This window comes from Bacillus toyonensis BCT-7112 (assembly GCF_000496285.1).
Lineage (GTDB): Bacteria > Bacillota > Bacilli > Bacillales > Bacillaceae_G > Bacillus_A > Bacillus_A toyonensis.
The window spans coordinates 549,351-565,578 of record NC_022781.1 but is presented as its reverse complement, the minus strand read 5'-3'; the positions used below and the strand labels follow the sequence as shown (position 1 = coordinate 565,578).

Sequence of the window (16,228 nt, the reverse complement as noted above, 5' to 3'; positions counted from 1 at the left end):
CGACAAATATAATACGCTTCTTTTTTCGGTTTTTCAATAGTACGAAAAATAATTTTAAAAATTTAAAAACCCATCGATTTCTAAAGCTTATGTATGTTATCATGACAAAAGACTTTTTGAAAGAGGTGGATACCAATGTTACAAGCGTTACTTATTTTTGTGCTTCAAATTATATATGTTCCAGTATTAACAATCCGAACGATTTTGCTTGTAAAGAATCAAACAAGATCCGCTGCTGGTGTAGGATTGTTAGAAGGAGCTATTTACATTGTCAGTTTAGGGATTGTGTTTCAAGATTTATCAAATTGGATGAACATCGTTGCCTATGTCATCGGCTTTAGTGCGGGACTATTATTAGGCGGTTATATAGAGAATAAATTAGCAATTGGATATATTACGTATCAAGTTAGTTTACTAGACCGTTGTAATGAATTAGTAGATGAATTACGTCACTGTGGATTTGGCGTTACAGTATTTGAAGGTGAAGGAATTAATTCTATACGTTATCGCTTAGATATCGTTGCAAAGCGCTCTAGAGAGAAAGAACTTTTAGAAATTATTAATGAAATTGCACCGAAAGCGTTTATGTCTTCTTATGAAATCCGTTCGTTTAAAGGCGGATATTTAACGAAGGCGATGAAGAAGAGAGCGTTGTTGAAGAAGAAGAAAGACGATCATGCATCGTAAAAAGGGAATAGTGCCGCTTTAAAAGCACGGCATAATCACATATGTAAAAGAGAGGAATCGAATTAGATTCCTCTCTTTTTTATAAAAAGTATGTATCTGTTAATTTAAAAAACTAAATCGTATAATTGTTTTTTCTACTAACCCTCAAATTAATGATTAGCCATATAACTTGAATAAATATCGGTATGATAAACGCGATTAATAAAACAATAAGTGATATTGATTTAATTTCGGATGTTTGAGTAACACCAGCACCATCGACATCTCGTAGCCAAATAATAGCTGCCCACACTCCAAAAAGGATAATCCAAAATATGTTACCAATCCACCAAGAAATCCATCGTTTTTTCATGTTAGCACCCCTTACATTTACCCTCTGTTAAAAGTATATTTTCATACGTTACATTTATAATGAAATAACTCTAAAATTAATTTTTTTTAACTGTATATCTAACTTGCTTAAAAGTTATCATCTCTCCATCTTTATTATCATCCTTAGTCTGCAAAAGTTGAACTTTTGGCTTATAGTCTGTCCTATGAGCATCATTGATACCTGTAATATCAAGTTTGTAGGATTCACTATTCTTTATTTTTTGTTCCAATACTTTTTTATTAGCGACATAAATAAAAGTTACTTTATTTTCATCAATACCTTCCGTCTTAATTTCTAATTCATTATCTTTTGTTGTAATCGTTGGTGTTAATAATTCCATACTTCCGTTTCCGGTTTCTAAAGAATTTTCTGCTATAGTTGAACATCCTGATAATATGATTCCGATGAATAGAAGAACAATTAATTTCTTTTTCATAACATCCCCCAATTTCAAGTGATTTTTGATTTTGGCATTGCTAAACTGCTAGTGTGGAGCGTAAATGTTTAGCTAGTACTCATTTCAATTGTACCATAATATGTAAAATGTAACAGGGTGTATATCCAGTTTAAGAGAGATTGAAAAGTTTACTTATTGTTGTAAATCAGTATTTTTACAGTAGATATATATTTTCTTTCGAAAGCGGTGTTGTTAAAATCATTACGAATTGGATATCCAAATATATGATGAAATGTAGATAGGAGAAAGAACTTAATACGAAGTGAACTTATTGTTTATGGAAATTAAAATTGTTACATTTTAAAATAATAATATGGAATAGATGAATTCATTCACTTCGGAGGTAGTTACTTGAACATTAACGAGAAGGCAATTGAAATGTTTGAACAAAATGAATATGAGAAAGCAATGGAACTATTTCAACGAGCGGTACATGAATCTAGAGGTGTGCAATCTCTCAATAATCTTGCTTGGATGTACTTTTATGAGGAAGAGGATGATGCTAGAGCTCTTGAATTAATAAAAGAAGTTGTTAAGTTGAATCCTTCCTCATACTTTCCTTATAACATCTTAGGGGAAATTTACATAAAATAAAAAAAGTGGGAAGAAGCGAAAGAAGTATTACAAAAGTCTATTTCCATTCAACCATCCAATGAAGCATATCACAATGTAGCTGTAGCTCATTATAACCTTGGAGAGCTGGAAAAAGCTTCGGAATTTTTCTTGCGAGTTGCAGGGGATTCGGACTATATCATGTATAGCTATGTAAAATGTTTAATTGATTTAGGGAGAACGACAGAAGCGAAAGAGAAGTTAGATACTTTTAACAGGGAATCTGATGATCTTATAGGAGAAATTCATGTAGCAGATTTATATGTCGAGTTGAATTGCTATAAAGAAGCAATTGAATGGTTCGAAAGGGGATACAAAGAAGTTTGGAAAAGCCCCAATTGGATTGGTAGATTTGTTTATGCTCTATATAAAGCTAATAATTTCACGCGTATAAATGAAGTGATACGGGAATCTATCGAAGCGAAAACAGCAGAAATAGAAGATGTTCAGACTGAAGAAGTAGAAGAAAACTGGACAGAAAAAGATAAGAAAGAGTTAATTGAGGAATATACAGAAGAGAATAATTGTTATAAAACAATGATAGAACGTATCAAATCTGGATATGTTCCAGGGTTAGAATTTGAAACTTGTCATATAGGGGGGGCTATTTATTTGGTTGTAAAAGACATAATCATCTTGAATATGAAGAATAAAGAGATTCGACTGTCAAACATGACGGTCGAATTTTTTTATTATAGGTTGCTTGTCTAAAGGTACCATCTCGACTGAAATTTGTTAAAGATGTTTCGTATCATTACATAGGTATATATCCTCCTTAGGTAATCCTTTTTTTATATTTAAAATATGTAGTGAAATAAAACCAATAAGTCCTATTCCGCTGAAAATAAGCCATGGTGTATACATTCCGTTTAAGTTGGATGTAAAAGATGTACCGGTATAATTACCGATGATAAAACCAAATGCGAGTGATAGTTGATAGAATCCGAAGTAAGTAGCTGTATATGATTCGTTACTGTAATTTGCAATAGCGATATCAGCGTTAGGTAATACGAGTGTTTCACCAATTGTAAATAAAATTACACAAATAAATAACCAATAGGGGTGCTGGAATAAAGGGATGAGTAAAAAGGAAATGCCCATTAATAAAATACCGTATTTAATAATCGACAGCGTGTTGTATTTGTGAAATAGTTTTCGAAATAACACCATAAATATAACGCCTGTTATTGCATTTATCGTAATAACGAGTGTAGCAAGCTGGTTGCTATTACTAATGTTTTTCATATGAAGTGGAAGTGCGACAGTAAGCTGAGTAAACATAATATAGAAGAAAATCATGATAAATGAAAACAGAAGAAAAGGCTTGTTTTGTAAGATAGCCTGTATTCCTAATGTAATAGATGTGTTTTCAGTAGTGACTTGGAAGTGATTTTTAAGTAAGTAAAAGATAAAAGCGAATAACAGCATAAGTGATCCTGTTAGAAAGAAAGCATAGATGGAATCGAGTAAGAGTAAGAATCCTCCTGCAATTGGTCCAATTATTGCACCGCAATTAAAACTCAGGTTTAAATATGTAAATAAATTTTTTCTCATATGAGCTGGTTGTGAGCCGAATATGGCGCGAGCAGCAGGTTCGTAAAATGCGGTTCCGAAGCCAATAAGTGCAGAAGAAATAGAAATTGTATAGAAATCAGAGCATATTCCTAAAGCGATAAATCCGATTCCTCTTAAAAATAATCCGGCTATCATCATGATGATATAGCCTATTTTGTCAGCAATTAACCCTGAGAATAATGGGATAACTCGTGATGTGATGGTCATAACCGTCAATACTGTTCCTACTTGGACAGCAGAAAAATGAAGAAAGGTTAATAGATAAATAGCTAAAAATGCGTATACTGCAAAATACCCAAAAGACATAAAGAATGAAGAAATAAGCATGAAACGTATCGGTATTGAGAAACTTTTCATAAAACTCCTCCTAATATTGTAACCGGTAAAATCATTTAATGGTTAACTATTTTATATTATAATTATACATAAAGTCAGAAAAAAGTAAATTTTAAGAAGAAGGTGAATGGAATTGAATCAGAACGCACCACATGAATTAGAATATATTCGAGAATTTTTAAATACATGGAGAATACCAAATGATACGAGAGAAGCAATTGATTTGCTGCAAACAGAAGATAATATAAAGCAATTTATGAATAAATATTTTCATGAAGAGTTTCCGTTTCATACGATAGAGGAATTAAGAGGTTTTCGAGAAGATATTCGGATGACAATTGAAGGCGAAGGATCATTGCAAAAATGGTTAGAAAAATACCCATTTCATGTACATATAAAGGAAGATATGAAAGGTATTACATATGAACCAGTATATGAAGAGAATGTGTATACAAAAGTATTAAACATTGTGTTAATGTCAATTCAAGAAAATGTGTGGGGAAGGTTAAAAGCATGTCCGGATTGTCGCTGGGTATTTTATGATCATTCGCGAAATGGAAGTAAAAGATGGTGCGGTATGTATGCTGGAGAAGAAGGAGGAAGAGCATGCGGTACGATTGCGAAAGTGAAAAACTACCGGGCGAAGAGAAAAGGGCGATCTGGTTATGATATGTAATTAATATTAGAGAAAGCAAAATGGATGGGGGAATGTAGAATATGAAAGGTACGCAAATGTTAGCTTTAAATAAAAAGTGTTGGGATACAGTTGCACCTTATTTCTTTCAAGTGGATTGTTTACCGAAATATGGACCGTATACGGCGTCTGAAGATGAGATTCATTTGTTCGATTCAATTAAAGATAAAAAGGTACTTAATATTGGATGTGGAAGTGGGCATTCGTTGTAATATATGGCGGAACAAGGGGCAGAGGAATTATGGGGGCTTGATCTTTCGAGTGCACAAATTGAAATAGCGAATAAGACGTTAAAGGATTGGAATCCAAAGTTAATATGCGGAGCAATGGAAGAGGAAGGAGATATTCCGAAAGGGTATTTTGATATTGTATATTCCATTTATGCATTAGGTTGGACTTCGGATTTAAGAAAAACGTTGGAACTGATTTATTCATATGTAAAGCCAAGAGGAAGTTTTATTTTTAGTTGGGAGCACCCAGTATATTCAAACTTACAGTATGGTACAGAAGAAGTTGCTATAAAGTCTTCTTATCATGAGCGCCTATTACGTTTGAAACATTTAAAGGAGAAAATGTACAAGCGACATTATATAAGAGAAAAATAAGTACATACATAAATGAGTTAAATAGAGTGGGATTTAAAATTGAGAGAATAGAAGAGCCTGAACCATCGAGCTCGTTTGATGAAGAACTAGCTGAGCCGTCTACGAAATATTATTCTTTATATAAAGCTAGAATGGTGCCGACTACTTTTATTGTGAAGGCAAGAAAATGAAAAATACAGCGCACGCTTTTTTAGTGTGCGCTGTATTTTGTTAAAGGTCAGTACTTATCTTTTTGGTTGAAAAATATGTTGGAAAAAGTATTTGTGATGTAAGTTATCTACAACTTTATTTGCTTGATATGTGCGGTGTTGTTCGAGTCGAAGTCTTTGCTCCATCATTTTTATTGCGTGATCAGATAAACGTAACATAATACATCTCTCCTTTTCTATAAATATAGGTCTCTAAAATGATATCGATTCCAGATTTTATAGTTAAGGAGGTATACTGTGTAACATAGGCAAAAAGCACCTTCCTCTCCCATTACGCTTACGAGGTTAGCTGTCGGACTCGGGAAGTGAGAGTATCCCTACTTAAAAAAGATTCGCCCCAAGTAGCATTGCTACAAAAATGGTTCCCCCGCTCCAAAATTTGGACTCAGCAAAAGGTATTATAAAGTAAAAGATAACATAAATAAACTAATAAGTCAAACTATTTTATGTTTTCCGTCTCTTTAGTTGTGTAAGAATCATACGATCGGTAATTGTTATATCGGTTACTTCAATGAAGCCGTGTTTTTTATATAATGCAATAGCAGGGGTATTCGCTTTACCTGTTTGTACAATATATGCCATGGAAGAAGGGAACATGTTAAATATATAACTTAAGAGTTTCGTTGCAATTCCTTTTTGAAAAAAATCAGGCGATACAACTAGTCGGTGAATATCAATTAGCTGTTCTTCTTGCATAAAAGAAATAAAGCCGACAAGTTTATTTTCAGAAAAATATCCATAGAATGTTTCACCGCAATTTTGAATATCGTTTACAGTATCATATAAACGGGGGATTGCAGTACTGTTTAAATAATCTGCTTCAACTTTATAAGATGGAATTTGAACTTGTAAAATGGATGATGCAACTTCAAAAGAAGTGGCATTTAAATTAAGAATCATAGATAATGAAGCCTCCTTTGAATATGGTATATTAATATAATTGATTTTTGGGTAAGTTTGACAATGATTTTCTTTTTTGCATATAATATATGTATCTCCATACATATAATGTCCTTGCGTTTATTTTTATAGCAGAATATGGTTAGTGTAAATGAATTAGTAATCTTATATGAGAGTTTTGTTACTCTTGTATTTGATCATACAAACTATAATAGAAATGGAGGACTAAAAATGGGATGGATTATCACATTAATAGTTGGTGCTATTATAGGTGCAATTGCTAGTTCTATAACAGGTAAAAATTTCCCAGGTGGTATGTTCGGAAATATTATCGCAGGTTTATTAGGTGCTTCGTTAGGTGGTAGATTATTTGGATCTTTTGGGCCATCATTTGGTGGAATTCATGTCGTGCCAGCATTATTAGGAGCAATCGTATTAATTCTTATTGTATCATTTGTAGTGAAAGCTGCAAGGAAATAAAGATATAGATAATGATGAAAAGCCCTGAGTAAGGGCTTTTCATCATTCAAAGAGGTGGTTTCATTGGAAAAAGTAAATATAAGAAAAAGAGACAAGTTAAAAAAGTTTTTTAGGGAACAAAATTATTTAGCAGTGTTACTTGGATTTGCATTATTGTTCATTAACATATTATTGCTAACAAAAATTTCTTTCGTTTTTACTCCGTTTATCGTCTTTTTAAAAACAATATTCTTCCCGGTATTATTAGCCGGAGTGCTATTTTATATCTTGCACCCATTCGTTTCACTTTTAGAAAAGAAAGGTGTTTCAAGAATCGTATCGATAGCCTCGATATATTTAATAGTACTAGGATTATTTGTGTTTTTAGTTGTAACGGTTATCCCTATTATTAAAGATCAAATTGATGCATTAATAGATAACTTACCGTATTTCGGTCATGAAATCGAACGAGCAGCACGTAGATTTGGGGAAAGTAATTTACTTGGTAAAATTCAGGAGAATTTAAATATTGATGTAGCGAATATAGTAAAAGACTATACAGTTGATTTTACAAAGTCATTATCATCAGTAACTGGAAATGTAACTGGATTTTTAAGTACACTTACAGAAGTTGTTTTAACATTTGTCATGGTTCCGTTTATATTGTTCTATCTATTAAAAGATGGTGAACAATTACCGAATCACTTTTTGAAGTTTATTTCAGAGCAAAGACAACCGGCAGCAATGAGAATACTAGATGATATGCATTATGCGATTAGTTCGTATATAAGAGGGCAAATTATCGTTAGCTTGTTTATCGGTATCATGCTATTAATTGGCTATCTTATTATTGGTATTAAATATGCGGTATTACTTGCTATTTTAGCGATGATTGTAAATATCGTTCCGTACGTAGGTCCAGTTATTGCAATAACTCCAGCGTTAATTATCGCATTTATTGACTCGCCAGGAATGGTTTTAAAGGTAATTATCGTTATGATGGTTGTGCAATTAGCAGAAGGTAAGTTTATCTCCCCGCAAGTAATGGGGAAAAAGCTAGATATCCATCCGATTACAATAATCTTTATCATTTTAACTGCTGGTAATTTATTCGGTATTATGGGGATAGTTTTAGCAATTCCAGGATATGCGATATTAAAAGTGTTAGTTACACATGGTTATAGATTTGTAAAATTGAATACGTAAAAAAAGAGCTAAACAGAGAAAACTGTTTTAGCTCTTTTTATTAATAATTGATTTGCGTATTGGCGTGCCCATTGATCAGCTTCTAATATAGCATCGAGTGAAGGATCTTTTACGTTATGATGAGCTTCAACTGTATTGTAAATTGTTTTTTCGATATCAAAAAATGCAATTTCATTTTTAAGAAATAGTGCATTTGCAATTTCGTTCGCTGCATTTAATACGGCTGGAGTTGTACCGCCAATTTTGCCACATTCAAATGCGTATTGTAGACAGGGGAACTTCTCTAAATTTGGTTTTTCAAAATGCAAACTACCAATTTCTAATAAATTTAATTTTTCATAGGATGAAGGTAGTCGAGTAGGGTAGTGAAACGCATATTGAATCGGCATTCTCATATCAGGAGCACCGAGCTGTGCCATGACTGATCCATCAATAAATTCCACTAAGGAGTGAATGATACTTTCTTTATGAATCATAACATCAATTTTTTCATAAGGAATATTGAACAGCCATTTAGCTTCCATCACTTCAAACCCTTTATTCATTAACGTGGCAGAATCTATCGTTAGTTTTGCTCCCATTAACCAGTTTGGGTGTTTTAAAGCATCTTTCGCTTGTAATGTTTTCATTTCTTCACGTGTTTTATCACGAAAAGCGCCGCCAGAAGCTGTGACAATTAACTTCTCAATCTCTTTATTATTTTCTCCGTTTAAACATTGGAAAATAGCTGAATGCTCACTATCGACTGGAATTAGGCGGCATCCGTTTTGTTTCGCTAGTTCAGTTACGATATGACCAGCGGCAACTAAAGTTTCTTTGTTAGCGATGGCGATATCTTTCTTCGCCTTTAATGCTTCAATTGTTGGGAGTAAACCTGAAACACCGACAACTGAACTTAATACAAGATTTGTATCAGGATGGGTAGATACTTCATTTAAACCATCAGTTCCATATGTAATTTTTGTATTTGTTGAAATACGAGAACGTAATGTGTCCGCTAATTCTTTTGTCGCTACGCTTACAATACGAGGCTGAAACGATTCAATTTGTTTTTCGAGAAGATCGATATTATAATTTGCGGTTAAACCGACGATTTTAAAATGTTCAGGATGAGCGGAAACGACATCTAATGCAGATGTGCCAATGGATCCTGTTGAACCTAAAATGGATATATATTTTACCATGAAAAAACCTCCAAAGTTGTTTCGATTACTTCTGCAAACCTATATATTATTAGACAATTAAGGTGGAAATTCCTGCTATATAAAACAGAAAATTAGGGTTTAATTGGAAAGGGAATGTGATAAACTGTAAAAAACGAAAAAGCAATGAAAGAGAAGAGTACATGTTCAAAACTTTTCAGAGAGCTGATATGTGGTGGGAATCAGTAAGGGATGAATATGGAATGGGCTCTGGAGCTTCTAACTGAAATGAGTAGGTAAAGACGGTTACTTCACGTTATCGAAGTATGAAGTGAGCTAATGATAGCTAATAAAGGTGGTACCGCGGGAGTCTCTCGTCCTTTTTAAGGATGAGAGACTCTTTTTGTTTTTTATTTTGAGAAAGGAGGAGTTAGTATGAGCGAAAAAATAATGTTAACAGGAATTAAACCAACGGGTTATCCGCATTTAGGAAATTATATTGGTGCAATTAAACCTGCATTGCAAATGTCAAAAAATAATGAAGGAAAAGCATTGTACTTTATAGCTGATTATCATGCGTTAAATGCAGTGCATGATCCAGAGAAGTTCAGTAGTTATACAAAAGAGGTAGCAGCTACATGGTTATCACTCGGACTTGGAGAAGATGTTATTTTCTATCGACAAACAGAAGTGCCAGAGATTTTGGAATTAGCTTGGATATTAGCTTGTCTAACTCCGAAAGGGCTTATGAATCGTGCCCATGCATATAAAGCGAAGGTAGAGCAAAATAAAGAAGCGGGATTAGAAATTGATGCAGGTGTGAATATGGGGTTATATACGTACCCGATTTTAATGGCGGCTGATATATTATTATTTCAAGCTACTCATGTACCTGTTGGAAAAGATCAAATTCAGCATATTGAAATTGCTCGTGATATTGCGACGTATTTTAATCATACATTTGGCATGACATTTACGCTTCCAGAGTATGTAGTGCAAGAAGAAGGGGCAATTTTACCTGGTCTTGATGGAAGAAAAATGAGTAAAAGTTATGGGAATGTTATCCCGTTATTTGCAGAGCGAGAAAAACTACGAAAGCTTATTTTAAAAATAAAAACAGATTCTTCACTTCCAAATGAACCGAAAGAACTAGAAACGTCATTTACAATCTATAAAGAATTTGCGACAAAAGATGAAATTCAGTCAATGCGTGAAAAATATGAAACTGGAATCGGATGGGGCGATGTAAAAAAAGAGTTATTTCGCGTTGTAGATCGTGAGTTAGCAGGACCTCGGGAAAAATACGCAACGTATATGAATGAACCGCATTTACTATATGAAGCGTTAGAAAAAGGTGCTGAGAGGGCAGGGACTATTGCGAAGGTGAATTTGGTGGAAATTAAAAAACGGATTGGATTTGAGAGGGAACGCTGAGCGTTCCCTTGTTTTTTCTATATGAATTTTAATTATTTATTCGTTATATCTACATGCAAAATGAGGAATTCGCATCTTCTTTCTAAATTTATTAATTGCACATTTTAAAAAGTATGTTAATATAGGGATGCTTATTAAAAGTGTTTAATAAGTGTAATTAAAGTCGCTTATTAAAGAGGTTTAATAAGTAGGACTCATTTGATTACAAAGGAGATGATTCTATGAAAACGGAAAAAGAAAAGATGTTGGCGGGAGAAATGTATATTGCAGATGACGAAGAATTAGTGGCTGATAGGGTGGAGGCAAAACGTTTAACACGCCTTTATAACGAGGCAATGGAGACAGGAGATGAACAACGTTTTACGTTATTAAATCAGCTTTTAGGTTCTTCAGCTGATGGGAAAACCCACATTAATCCTGATTTTCGTTGTGATTATGGTTACAATATCCATGTTGGAAAGAGCTTTTTCGCAAATTTTAATTGTGTGATTTTAGATGTTTGTGAAGTTCGAATCGGTGATAATTGTATGTTTGCACCTGGTGTTCACATTTACACTGCTACGCATCCGTTGCATCCAGTAGAACGGAATTCTGGCAAAGAATATGGGAAACCTGTAAAGATTGGTAACAATGTTTGGGTTGGCGGGGGAGCTATAATTAACCCTGGTATTTCAATTGGAGACAATGCTGTAATTGCTTCAGGAGCAGTTGTGACAAAAGATGTACCTAGTAATGTAGTTGTTGGTGGTAACCCAGCCAAAGTTATGAAAATGATAGACTTATAGAAATCGTTTTTCACGGATGATTGAATAAACTGGTGTCGTATTGTATAGACAATGTTAAAGGTGTTTCATATGAAGAAAAATAGTGCGGACAATCATACAAAGACATTACTTGCCTCTCGAAACGCTCTTTTTCTCTTATTTGCTTTGCCAGGTGTCGCGTTTGCTACATGGATTTCTAGAACAGCAGCGGCGCGAGATATTTTAGCAGTTTCAAATGCAGAAATGGGCTGGATTTTGTTCGGTTTATCTGTCGGTTCAATAATTGGTTTACTGAGTGCAAGTCATTTTATTGACTGTAAGGGAGCTAGAGACGTTATTATAGGCAGTATGTTTTTAATAATTGTTGGATTACTTTGTTTAAGTATTAATATTTATTTTGTTTCTAGCATAGGGGCTTTTGGTAGCTTGCTAGTATTTGGAGTAGGATATGGGTTGGCAGAAGTCTCATTGAATGTAGAAGGCTCTTCAATAGAGCAGAAATTAGGAATGGCACTTCTACCGAAATTCCACGGTTTTTTAGCGTAGGAACTTTAGTAGGCGCGCTCAGTGGCACTGTCGCCGCCTCGCTTCACATCCCAATCCTGTATCAGTTTCTTGCGATTTCGGCCGTGTTTTTATTACTTGTATGTATGGTGTATCGTTTTCTTCCGCACGGAACAGGAAAGAAAGAGAAATCGCAGAACAAAAAGCGAGCGAAGCGTACTTCCTTACGTATGGAAAAAAAGGTGCTTTTAATTGGTCTTTTTGTGCTTGGAATGGCATTTGCAGAAGGAAGTGCAAATGATTGGCTGCCTATCGTGATGGTAGATGGACATCAGCAAAGTGTAGTGACAGGTTCTATTATGTACACAATTTTTGTATTGGCAATGACGTTAGCTCGTATGTGTAGTAGTTATTTCCTTGATCGATTCAGTCGTGTCGCTGTCGTACGTGCTACTATTATGGTGGCGATTATAGGAATTTTAATCGTAATATTTGGGAATAACTCGTATTTTCTAGCAGTTGGTGTAGTGCTGTGGGGGATTGGTGCGGCGCTAGGTTTCCCAATTGGTCTTTCTGCTGCTGGAGATGATCGTGAAAATGCGACTTCTAATGTTGCTGCAGTTTCTATCATCGGTTATACAGCTTTTTTAGTCGGACCACCATTTTTAGGTATACTAGGGGAATCGTTCGGAATACGTAATGCCTTGCTAGCTGTTTTATTATTTGTTCTCTTATCTGGAATTGTATCGTCTGTTACGAGAGAGAATAAATCGAGCTAAACAAGGAGTGCATGCAGTGGAAATATATCATCTCTATTGCTTTAGAAAATGATGTGTGATATATTGTCAACGCAACTTATTAAAAGTGTTTAATAAGTATGTTGATTAAGGTGGTGAGCGATTTGAGTGAACAATTTGTTACTCAAAAATCGATTAAAGAGACGATCCTTCGCGGCATTCGTACAGCTCTTTTAGAGCGAGGTAGTGCAACGAAAGTTGAACTTAGTAATACATTAGAAATCAGTTTTCCAACGATAAGTAAATTTATAGAAAATATGAAACAAGACGGTGAAGTCACTTTAGTCGGTTTAGATGATTCAAGTGGTGGAAGAAGAGCGAAACGATATGCTTATAATCCGGAATATATGTTAGGTTTAGCGATATTTTTAGAAAAAAATGAGACAAACTATACGATTTTTAACTGTTTAGGGGAAGTAAAAGAAAAAGGAAGTACTTCAAGTGTATTAATTGATACTGGCGTAAACCTATTATCTAAACATATTGAAAGTCTTATCGCTACATTCCCGAAAATAAGCTCTATATCAATTGGTGTGCCCGGTTCGGTAGATAATGGTCGTATTTTTTATATACCTGGTTATGAAAAGTTCCAAAATTTTAATTTAAAAAGTCATTTGGAGGATCTGTTCTCTATACCTGTAGTAATAGAGAACGATATGAATGCCGCAGTGCTTGGTTATTATAAAAACACTGGAAACCATGACAATTCCTCTCTTGTATATTTGTATTCAGGTCAAAATGGTCCAGGTGCGGGTATTATGATAAATGGGGATGTAGTCCGAGGAAGTACATTTTTCTCGGGAGAGATATCTTTTGTTCCGCAGTATGATAATAAAAATTTCTTACAAGCTTTGAGAAGTGGAGATGAAGTGAGAGATTCGAATAATCCAGAGGAATATAATATAGATGCTATTACTCGATTAATTTCTACATGTATAGCTATTATTAATCCACATGCGTTTATTTTCTGTGATGATGAAGTGAATCAATTTGTAATAGATCAAATTGTAAAAAGTTGTCCACAGTACATTCCGGCGGAACATATTCCGAAAATAACAGTAAGCGATTGGGAAGAAGATTATTTATATGGATTAAAAAGCCTTGGACTTGATCTTATGATTACAAGAACAAGCAAAGAAAATTAAATATCAAATTGTTGGTTGAATACCATAAAAAGAAAAGGTGTCGATTATGAGAATTGAACATGTAGCAATTTGGGTGAATGATTTAGAAGGCATGCGTGATTTCTATAAACAGTACTTCAATGGTGAAGCGAATGTATTGTATCACAATCCGAAAAAAAAGTTTGAATCTTACTTTATAACTTTTGAAGGTGGTGCGCGTCTAGAACTTATGAGACAGGTAGGGATAGACGATGTAATAAAAAAACAAACAGTAGGATATGCGCATATGGCATTTTCTGTAGGTAGCAAAGAAAAAGTAGACCAATTAACGGATAGGTTAAGAGAAGCAGGATATCCTCTGTTAAATGGCCCACGCACTACAGGAGATGGTTATTATGAAAGTGTAGTAAGTGATCCTGAAGGAAATCAGATCGAGATAACAATCTAACATTTTATTTACTAATAACGAATAAAAAATATAAAACTTTGTTGTTCCCCAAAATGTTTAAGAGAAAGCTATTATTTCTTCAGAAAGGGGGACATAACATTGAGTGAGTTAATTTTTATTTTCTGTATATATCCATTGCTTATTTGTATGTTTTCAATAGCTGTGACATATAAAATAGGTACATTTTACGCGATGCCAATGGTAACATTTCTTATTTTTCTTATGTTCAATGTTACATTGTACGATCCATCATTTTTCTTTTGGGTGGGCATGTATACTGTTTTTTCATTCATTATTTCTTATATAACTATTTTATTTGTAAAGGGATATAAAGCTGTAGAAAAAGAACGTTAAATCATCTAATTATTTTTTGGGGAAATAGGGATTTACGGTGAACGATAACAACCTCATTTCACGTTGTAATGACGAGAAATGAGGTTGTTATATTTTTATATAAAATATAAGGTACTTATTTTGTAATGTTTTTTAATTAGAGTGCTGAAACTCTTTAATAATCCGCTCAATGACTGGATGAAGAGTAATAGGCAACCTATCAAGCGGAAAAAAGCGTAATTCTTTTGACTCAGCTTGATCACATATAAGTTCACCGTGGAATTCTCGGCAAATATAAATAACGAGTACACCGTGTACTTGATCGCCGTTTGGATAGATTTGAAAAAAATCTGGTCCTGAGTATGTACGGAACAGTTCTGGATTTTTAATGATAAGCCCAGTTTCTTCAAATACTTCTCGTTTTAAAGCATCTTCTAACGTCTCGTTATATTCTAAGGCACCACCAATAATACCCCAACGGTTAAAGTCTGTTCGGAGCTGTAGTAATACTTCATTTTTCTCATTTAATATAATGGCGTGTGAGCCTATTAATATAAGTGGATGATTTCCTACTAGATTTCTTACGTCTTCAATATAACCCATAATTTTTCTCCTTGTATTTAATAATAGTTTGGAAGTTCTTTTAACATTTTTTCTGTTTTACGTGCTGTATAGGCTAAGTTATGATCATCTTTTGTTCTAAAAAATAATGTACGTAAAAAGGTTTTAATGTTGGCACATAAAATACAATACTCATTAAGCGAAAGGCGTTTTCTAATTTGAGGAAGCCTTTTTATTTTTTTATAAATAATTGAAATTAACTCATCTTGCTGGAAGTCATGATACAGCATGGATATTAATGGCGTAACAATACGCTCATCTTCGTTATTATGAAAAATATCAGATGGAATGAAGATTTTATTTAATAAACAATGAATGAGCTCTTCATACCACTCAAAAGTCGTATGTGAATTATGAACAATTTCAGTGAAAGCATCAGATACGTGGGCGATACAATGAGCCCATCCTTTATTTTCGATATATCCTCGAAAGTCCATTTCTAAGTTTGTATATGTAATAAGTTTATTTTTTATCTCTTCAATATCCTCTTCTGTAAAAAAGTAGTGAGAGTTAGCGAATTGAAGTATTAACGCAATTAAAGAAACAGTGTAAGAACGTGTGAAAACCCCATCTGTATGTGGGGAGTAAATGTCACAATATAAATACTCATCACTTAAACATGTTTGCAACAGTAATTTCAGCTGATCGTCCATAAGGAATTCATGATGAATGAAATGCGCAAAACATTTATATATAAGTTGGTAACGAACGTAACTATCAGTCGTTCCGATGTACTGAAGCATGTTCAAAGTTAACTCATTTACATTTATATGATGCAGTTGCGTATAGTCATTTTGTTGTATAAGCTCTAACTGTTGTTGCAATGCTGTAATATCCAATGGAGAACCTCCTCCGCACTTTAAAGATGCGATCTTTTCTAGTATTCTATATATTCAAGGACAATCCTGCTCATGCAAGGAGAACCATTAGAAATTCGAGTATGACATA

Annotated in this window: 17 protein-coding genes, 3 pseudogenes, 1 riboswitch and 1 other annotated feature; of the genes and pseudogenes, 12 read left to right on the top strand and 8 right to left on the bottom strand. The window is 33.9% G+C overall.

Annotated elements, in window-relative coordinates; genetic code table 11:
* Positions 1-135: 135 nt before the first annotated feature.
* Positions 136-687: a DUF2179 domain-containing protein gene (locus tag BTOYO_RS02920; RefSeq protein ID WP_000938448.1), complete on the top strand. Its 552-nt coding sequence runs from the start codon at positions 136-138 to the stop codon at positions 685-687.
* 112 nt (positions 688-799) lie between these two features.
* Here BTOYO_RS02920 and BTOYO_RS02915 read toward each other — a convergent pair whose 3' ends face one another.
* Both BTOYO_RS02915 and BTOYO_RS02910 read right to left on the bottom strand, forming a co-directional pair.
* Positions 800-1,039 (bottom strand): DUF3923 family protein, encoded by a 240-nt coding sequence (locus tag BTOYO_RS02915; RefSeq protein WP_000747675.1) that lies wholly within the window; start codon positions 1,037-1,039, stop codon positions 800-802.
* A gap of 76 nt (positions 1,040-1,115) precedes the next feature.
* Complete coding sequence (locus BTOYO_RS02910; RefSeq protein ID WP_000727885.1) at positions 1,116-1,496, bottom strand: hypothetical protein; 381 nt, start codon at positions 1,494-1,496, stop codon at positions 1,116-1,118.
* 372 nt (positions 1,497-1,868) lie between these two features.
* On the opposite strand from BTOYO_RS02910, the pseudogene BTOYO_RS27905 reads away from it, so the two are divergent.
* Positions 1,869-2,782, top strand: a pseudogene (locus tag BTOYO_RS27905) (tetratricopeptide repeat protein).
* An 82-nt stretch (positions 2,783-2,864) separates the two neighbouring features.
* On the opposite strand, the gene BTOYO_RS02900 reads toward BTOYO_RS27905, so the two are convergent.
* Complete coding sequence (locus BTOYO_RS02900) at positions 2,865-4,061, bottom strand: MDR family MFS transporter (protein WP_000834837.1); 1,197 nt, start codon at positions 4,059-4,061, stop codon at positions 2,865-2,867.
* A 112-nt stretch (positions 4,062-4,173) separates the two neighbouring features.
* Between BTOYO_RS02900 and BTOYO_RS02895 the strand changes: the two genes are divergently transcribed.
* Entirely contained in the window at positions 4,174-4,716 is a 543-nt protein-coding gene (locus tag BTOYO_RS02895) for a CGNR zinc finger domain-containing protein (protein WP_002093554.1), read from the top strand.
* Between the two features lie 41 nt (positions 4,717-4,757).
* Positions 4,758-5,509, top strand: a pseudogene (locus tag BTOYO_RS02885) (class I SAM-dependent methyltransferase).
* A 54-nt stretch (positions 5,510-5,563) separates the two neighbouring features.
* Here the strand turns inward: BTOYO_RS02885 and BTOYO_RS27640 are convergent.
* Positions 5,564-5,707 carry a hypothetical protein gene (locus BTOYO_RS27640; protein ID WP_000945246.1) on the bottom strand — a complete coding sequence of 48 codons (144 nt, stop codon included), beginning with the start codon at positions 5,705-5,707 and terminating at the stop codon, positions 5,564-5,566.
* Between the two features lie 99 nt (positions 5,708-5,806).
* Positions 5,807-5,949, bottom strand: a riboswitch (cyclic di-AMP (ydaO/yuaA leader).
* A 43-nt stretch (positions 5,950-5,992) separates the two neighbouring features.
* A complete protein-coding gene (locus BTOYO_RS02875) occupies positions 5,993-6,448 on the bottom strand; it encodes a GNAT family N-acetyltransferase (RefSeq protein ID WP_000602699.1) in 456 nt (151 codons plus the stop codon).
* Between the two features lie 231 nt (positions 6,449-6,679).
* On the opposite strand from BTOYO_RS02875, the gene BTOYO_RS02870 reads away from it, so the two are divergent.
* On the top strand, positions 6,680-6,928 hold the full coding sequence (locus tag BTOYO_RS02870; RefSeq protein WP_000539733.1) for a GlsB/YeaQ/YmgE family stress response membrane protein: 249 nt from the start codon (positions 6,680-6,682) through the stop codon (positions 6,926-6,928).
* A 63-nt stretch (positions 6,929-6,991) separates the two neighbouring features.
* Complete coding sequence (locus tag BTOYO_RS02865) at positions 6,992-8,113, top strand: AI-2E family transporter (protein ID WP_000416922.1); 1,122 nt, start codon at positions 6,992-6,994, stop codon at positions 8,111-8,113.
* A gap of 8 nt (positions 8,114-8,121) precedes the next feature.
* On the opposite strand, the gene BTOYO_RS02860 is transcribed toward BTOYO_RS02865, so the two are convergent.
* Entirely contained in the window at positions 8,122-9,297 is a 1,176-nt protein-coding gene (locus BTOYO_RS02860) for a 1-deoxy-D-xylulose-5-phosphate reductoisomerase (RefSeq protein ID WP_023440988.1), read from the bottom strand.
* A gap of 135 nt (positions 9,298-9,432) precedes the next feature.
* Positions 9,433-9,640 (top strand) — a binding site (T-box leader).
* Between the two features lie 50 nt (positions 9,641-9,690).
* Between BTOYO_RS02860 and BTOYO_RS02855 the strand changes: the two genes are divergently transcribed.
* The 6 genes and pseudogenes from BTOYO_RS02855 to BTOYO_RS02830 all read left to right on the top strand — a co-directional run bounded on the left by BTOYO_RS02855 (position 9,691) and on the right by BTOYO_RS02830 (position 14,680).
* Positions 9,691-10,689 (top strand): tryptophan--tRNA ligase, encoded by a 999-nt coding sequence (locus BTOYO_RS02855; RefSeq protein WP_001290874.1) that lies wholly within the window; start codon positions 9,691-9,693, stop codon positions 10,687-10,689.
* Between the two features lie 221 nt (positions 10,690-10,910).
* Positions 10,911-11,474, top strand: a complete 564-nt coding sequence (locus BTOYO_RS02850; protein ID WP_000845607.1) for a maltose O-acetyltransferase — start codon at positions 10,911-10,913, stop codon at positions 11,472-11,474.
* Between the two features lie 69 nt (positions 11,475-11,543).
* Positions 11,544-12,736 (top strand): annotated as a pseudogene (locus tag BTOYO_RS02845) (MFS transporter).
* A gap of 122 nt (positions 12,737-12,858) precedes the next feature.
* Positions 12,859-13,899: an ROK family transcriptional regulator gene (locus BTOYO_RS02840; protein ID WP_000003043.1), complete on the top strand. Its 1,041-nt coding sequence runs from the start codon at positions 12,859-12,861 to the stop codon at positions 13,897-13,899.
* A 46-nt stretch (positions 13,900-13,945) separates the two neighbouring features.
* Positions 13,946-14,326: a VOC family protein gene (locus BTOYO_RS02835; protein WP_001217527.1), complete on the top strand. Its 381-nt coding sequence runs from the start codon at positions 13,946-13,948 to the stop codon at positions 14,324-14,326.
* A gap of 99 nt (positions 14,327-14,425) precedes the next feature.
* On the top strand, positions 14,426-14,680 hold the full coding sequence (locus BTOYO_RS02830) for a YbeF family protein (protein ID WP_001292223.1): 255 nt from the start codon (positions 14,426-14,428) through the stop codon (positions 14,678-14,680).
* Positions 14,681-14,812: 132 nt separating this feature from the next.
* Here BTOYO_RS02830 and BTOYO_RS02825 read toward each other — a convergent pair whose 3' ends face one another.
* On the bottom strand, positions 14,813-15,262 hold the full coding sequence (locus BTOYO_RS02825) for an NUDIX hydrolase (protein WP_000540494.1): 450 nt from the start codon (positions 15,260-15,262) through the stop codon (positions 14,813-14,815).
* Between the two features lie 17 nt (positions 15,263-15,279).
* On the bottom strand, positions 15,280-16,119 hold the full coding sequence (locus tag BTOYO_RS02820) for a DUF2785 domain-containing protein (RefSeq protein WP_000355436.1): 840 nt from the start codon (positions 16,117-16,119) through the stop codon (positions 15,280-15,282).
* Between the last annotated feature and the right edge of the window lie 109 nt (positions 16,120-16,228).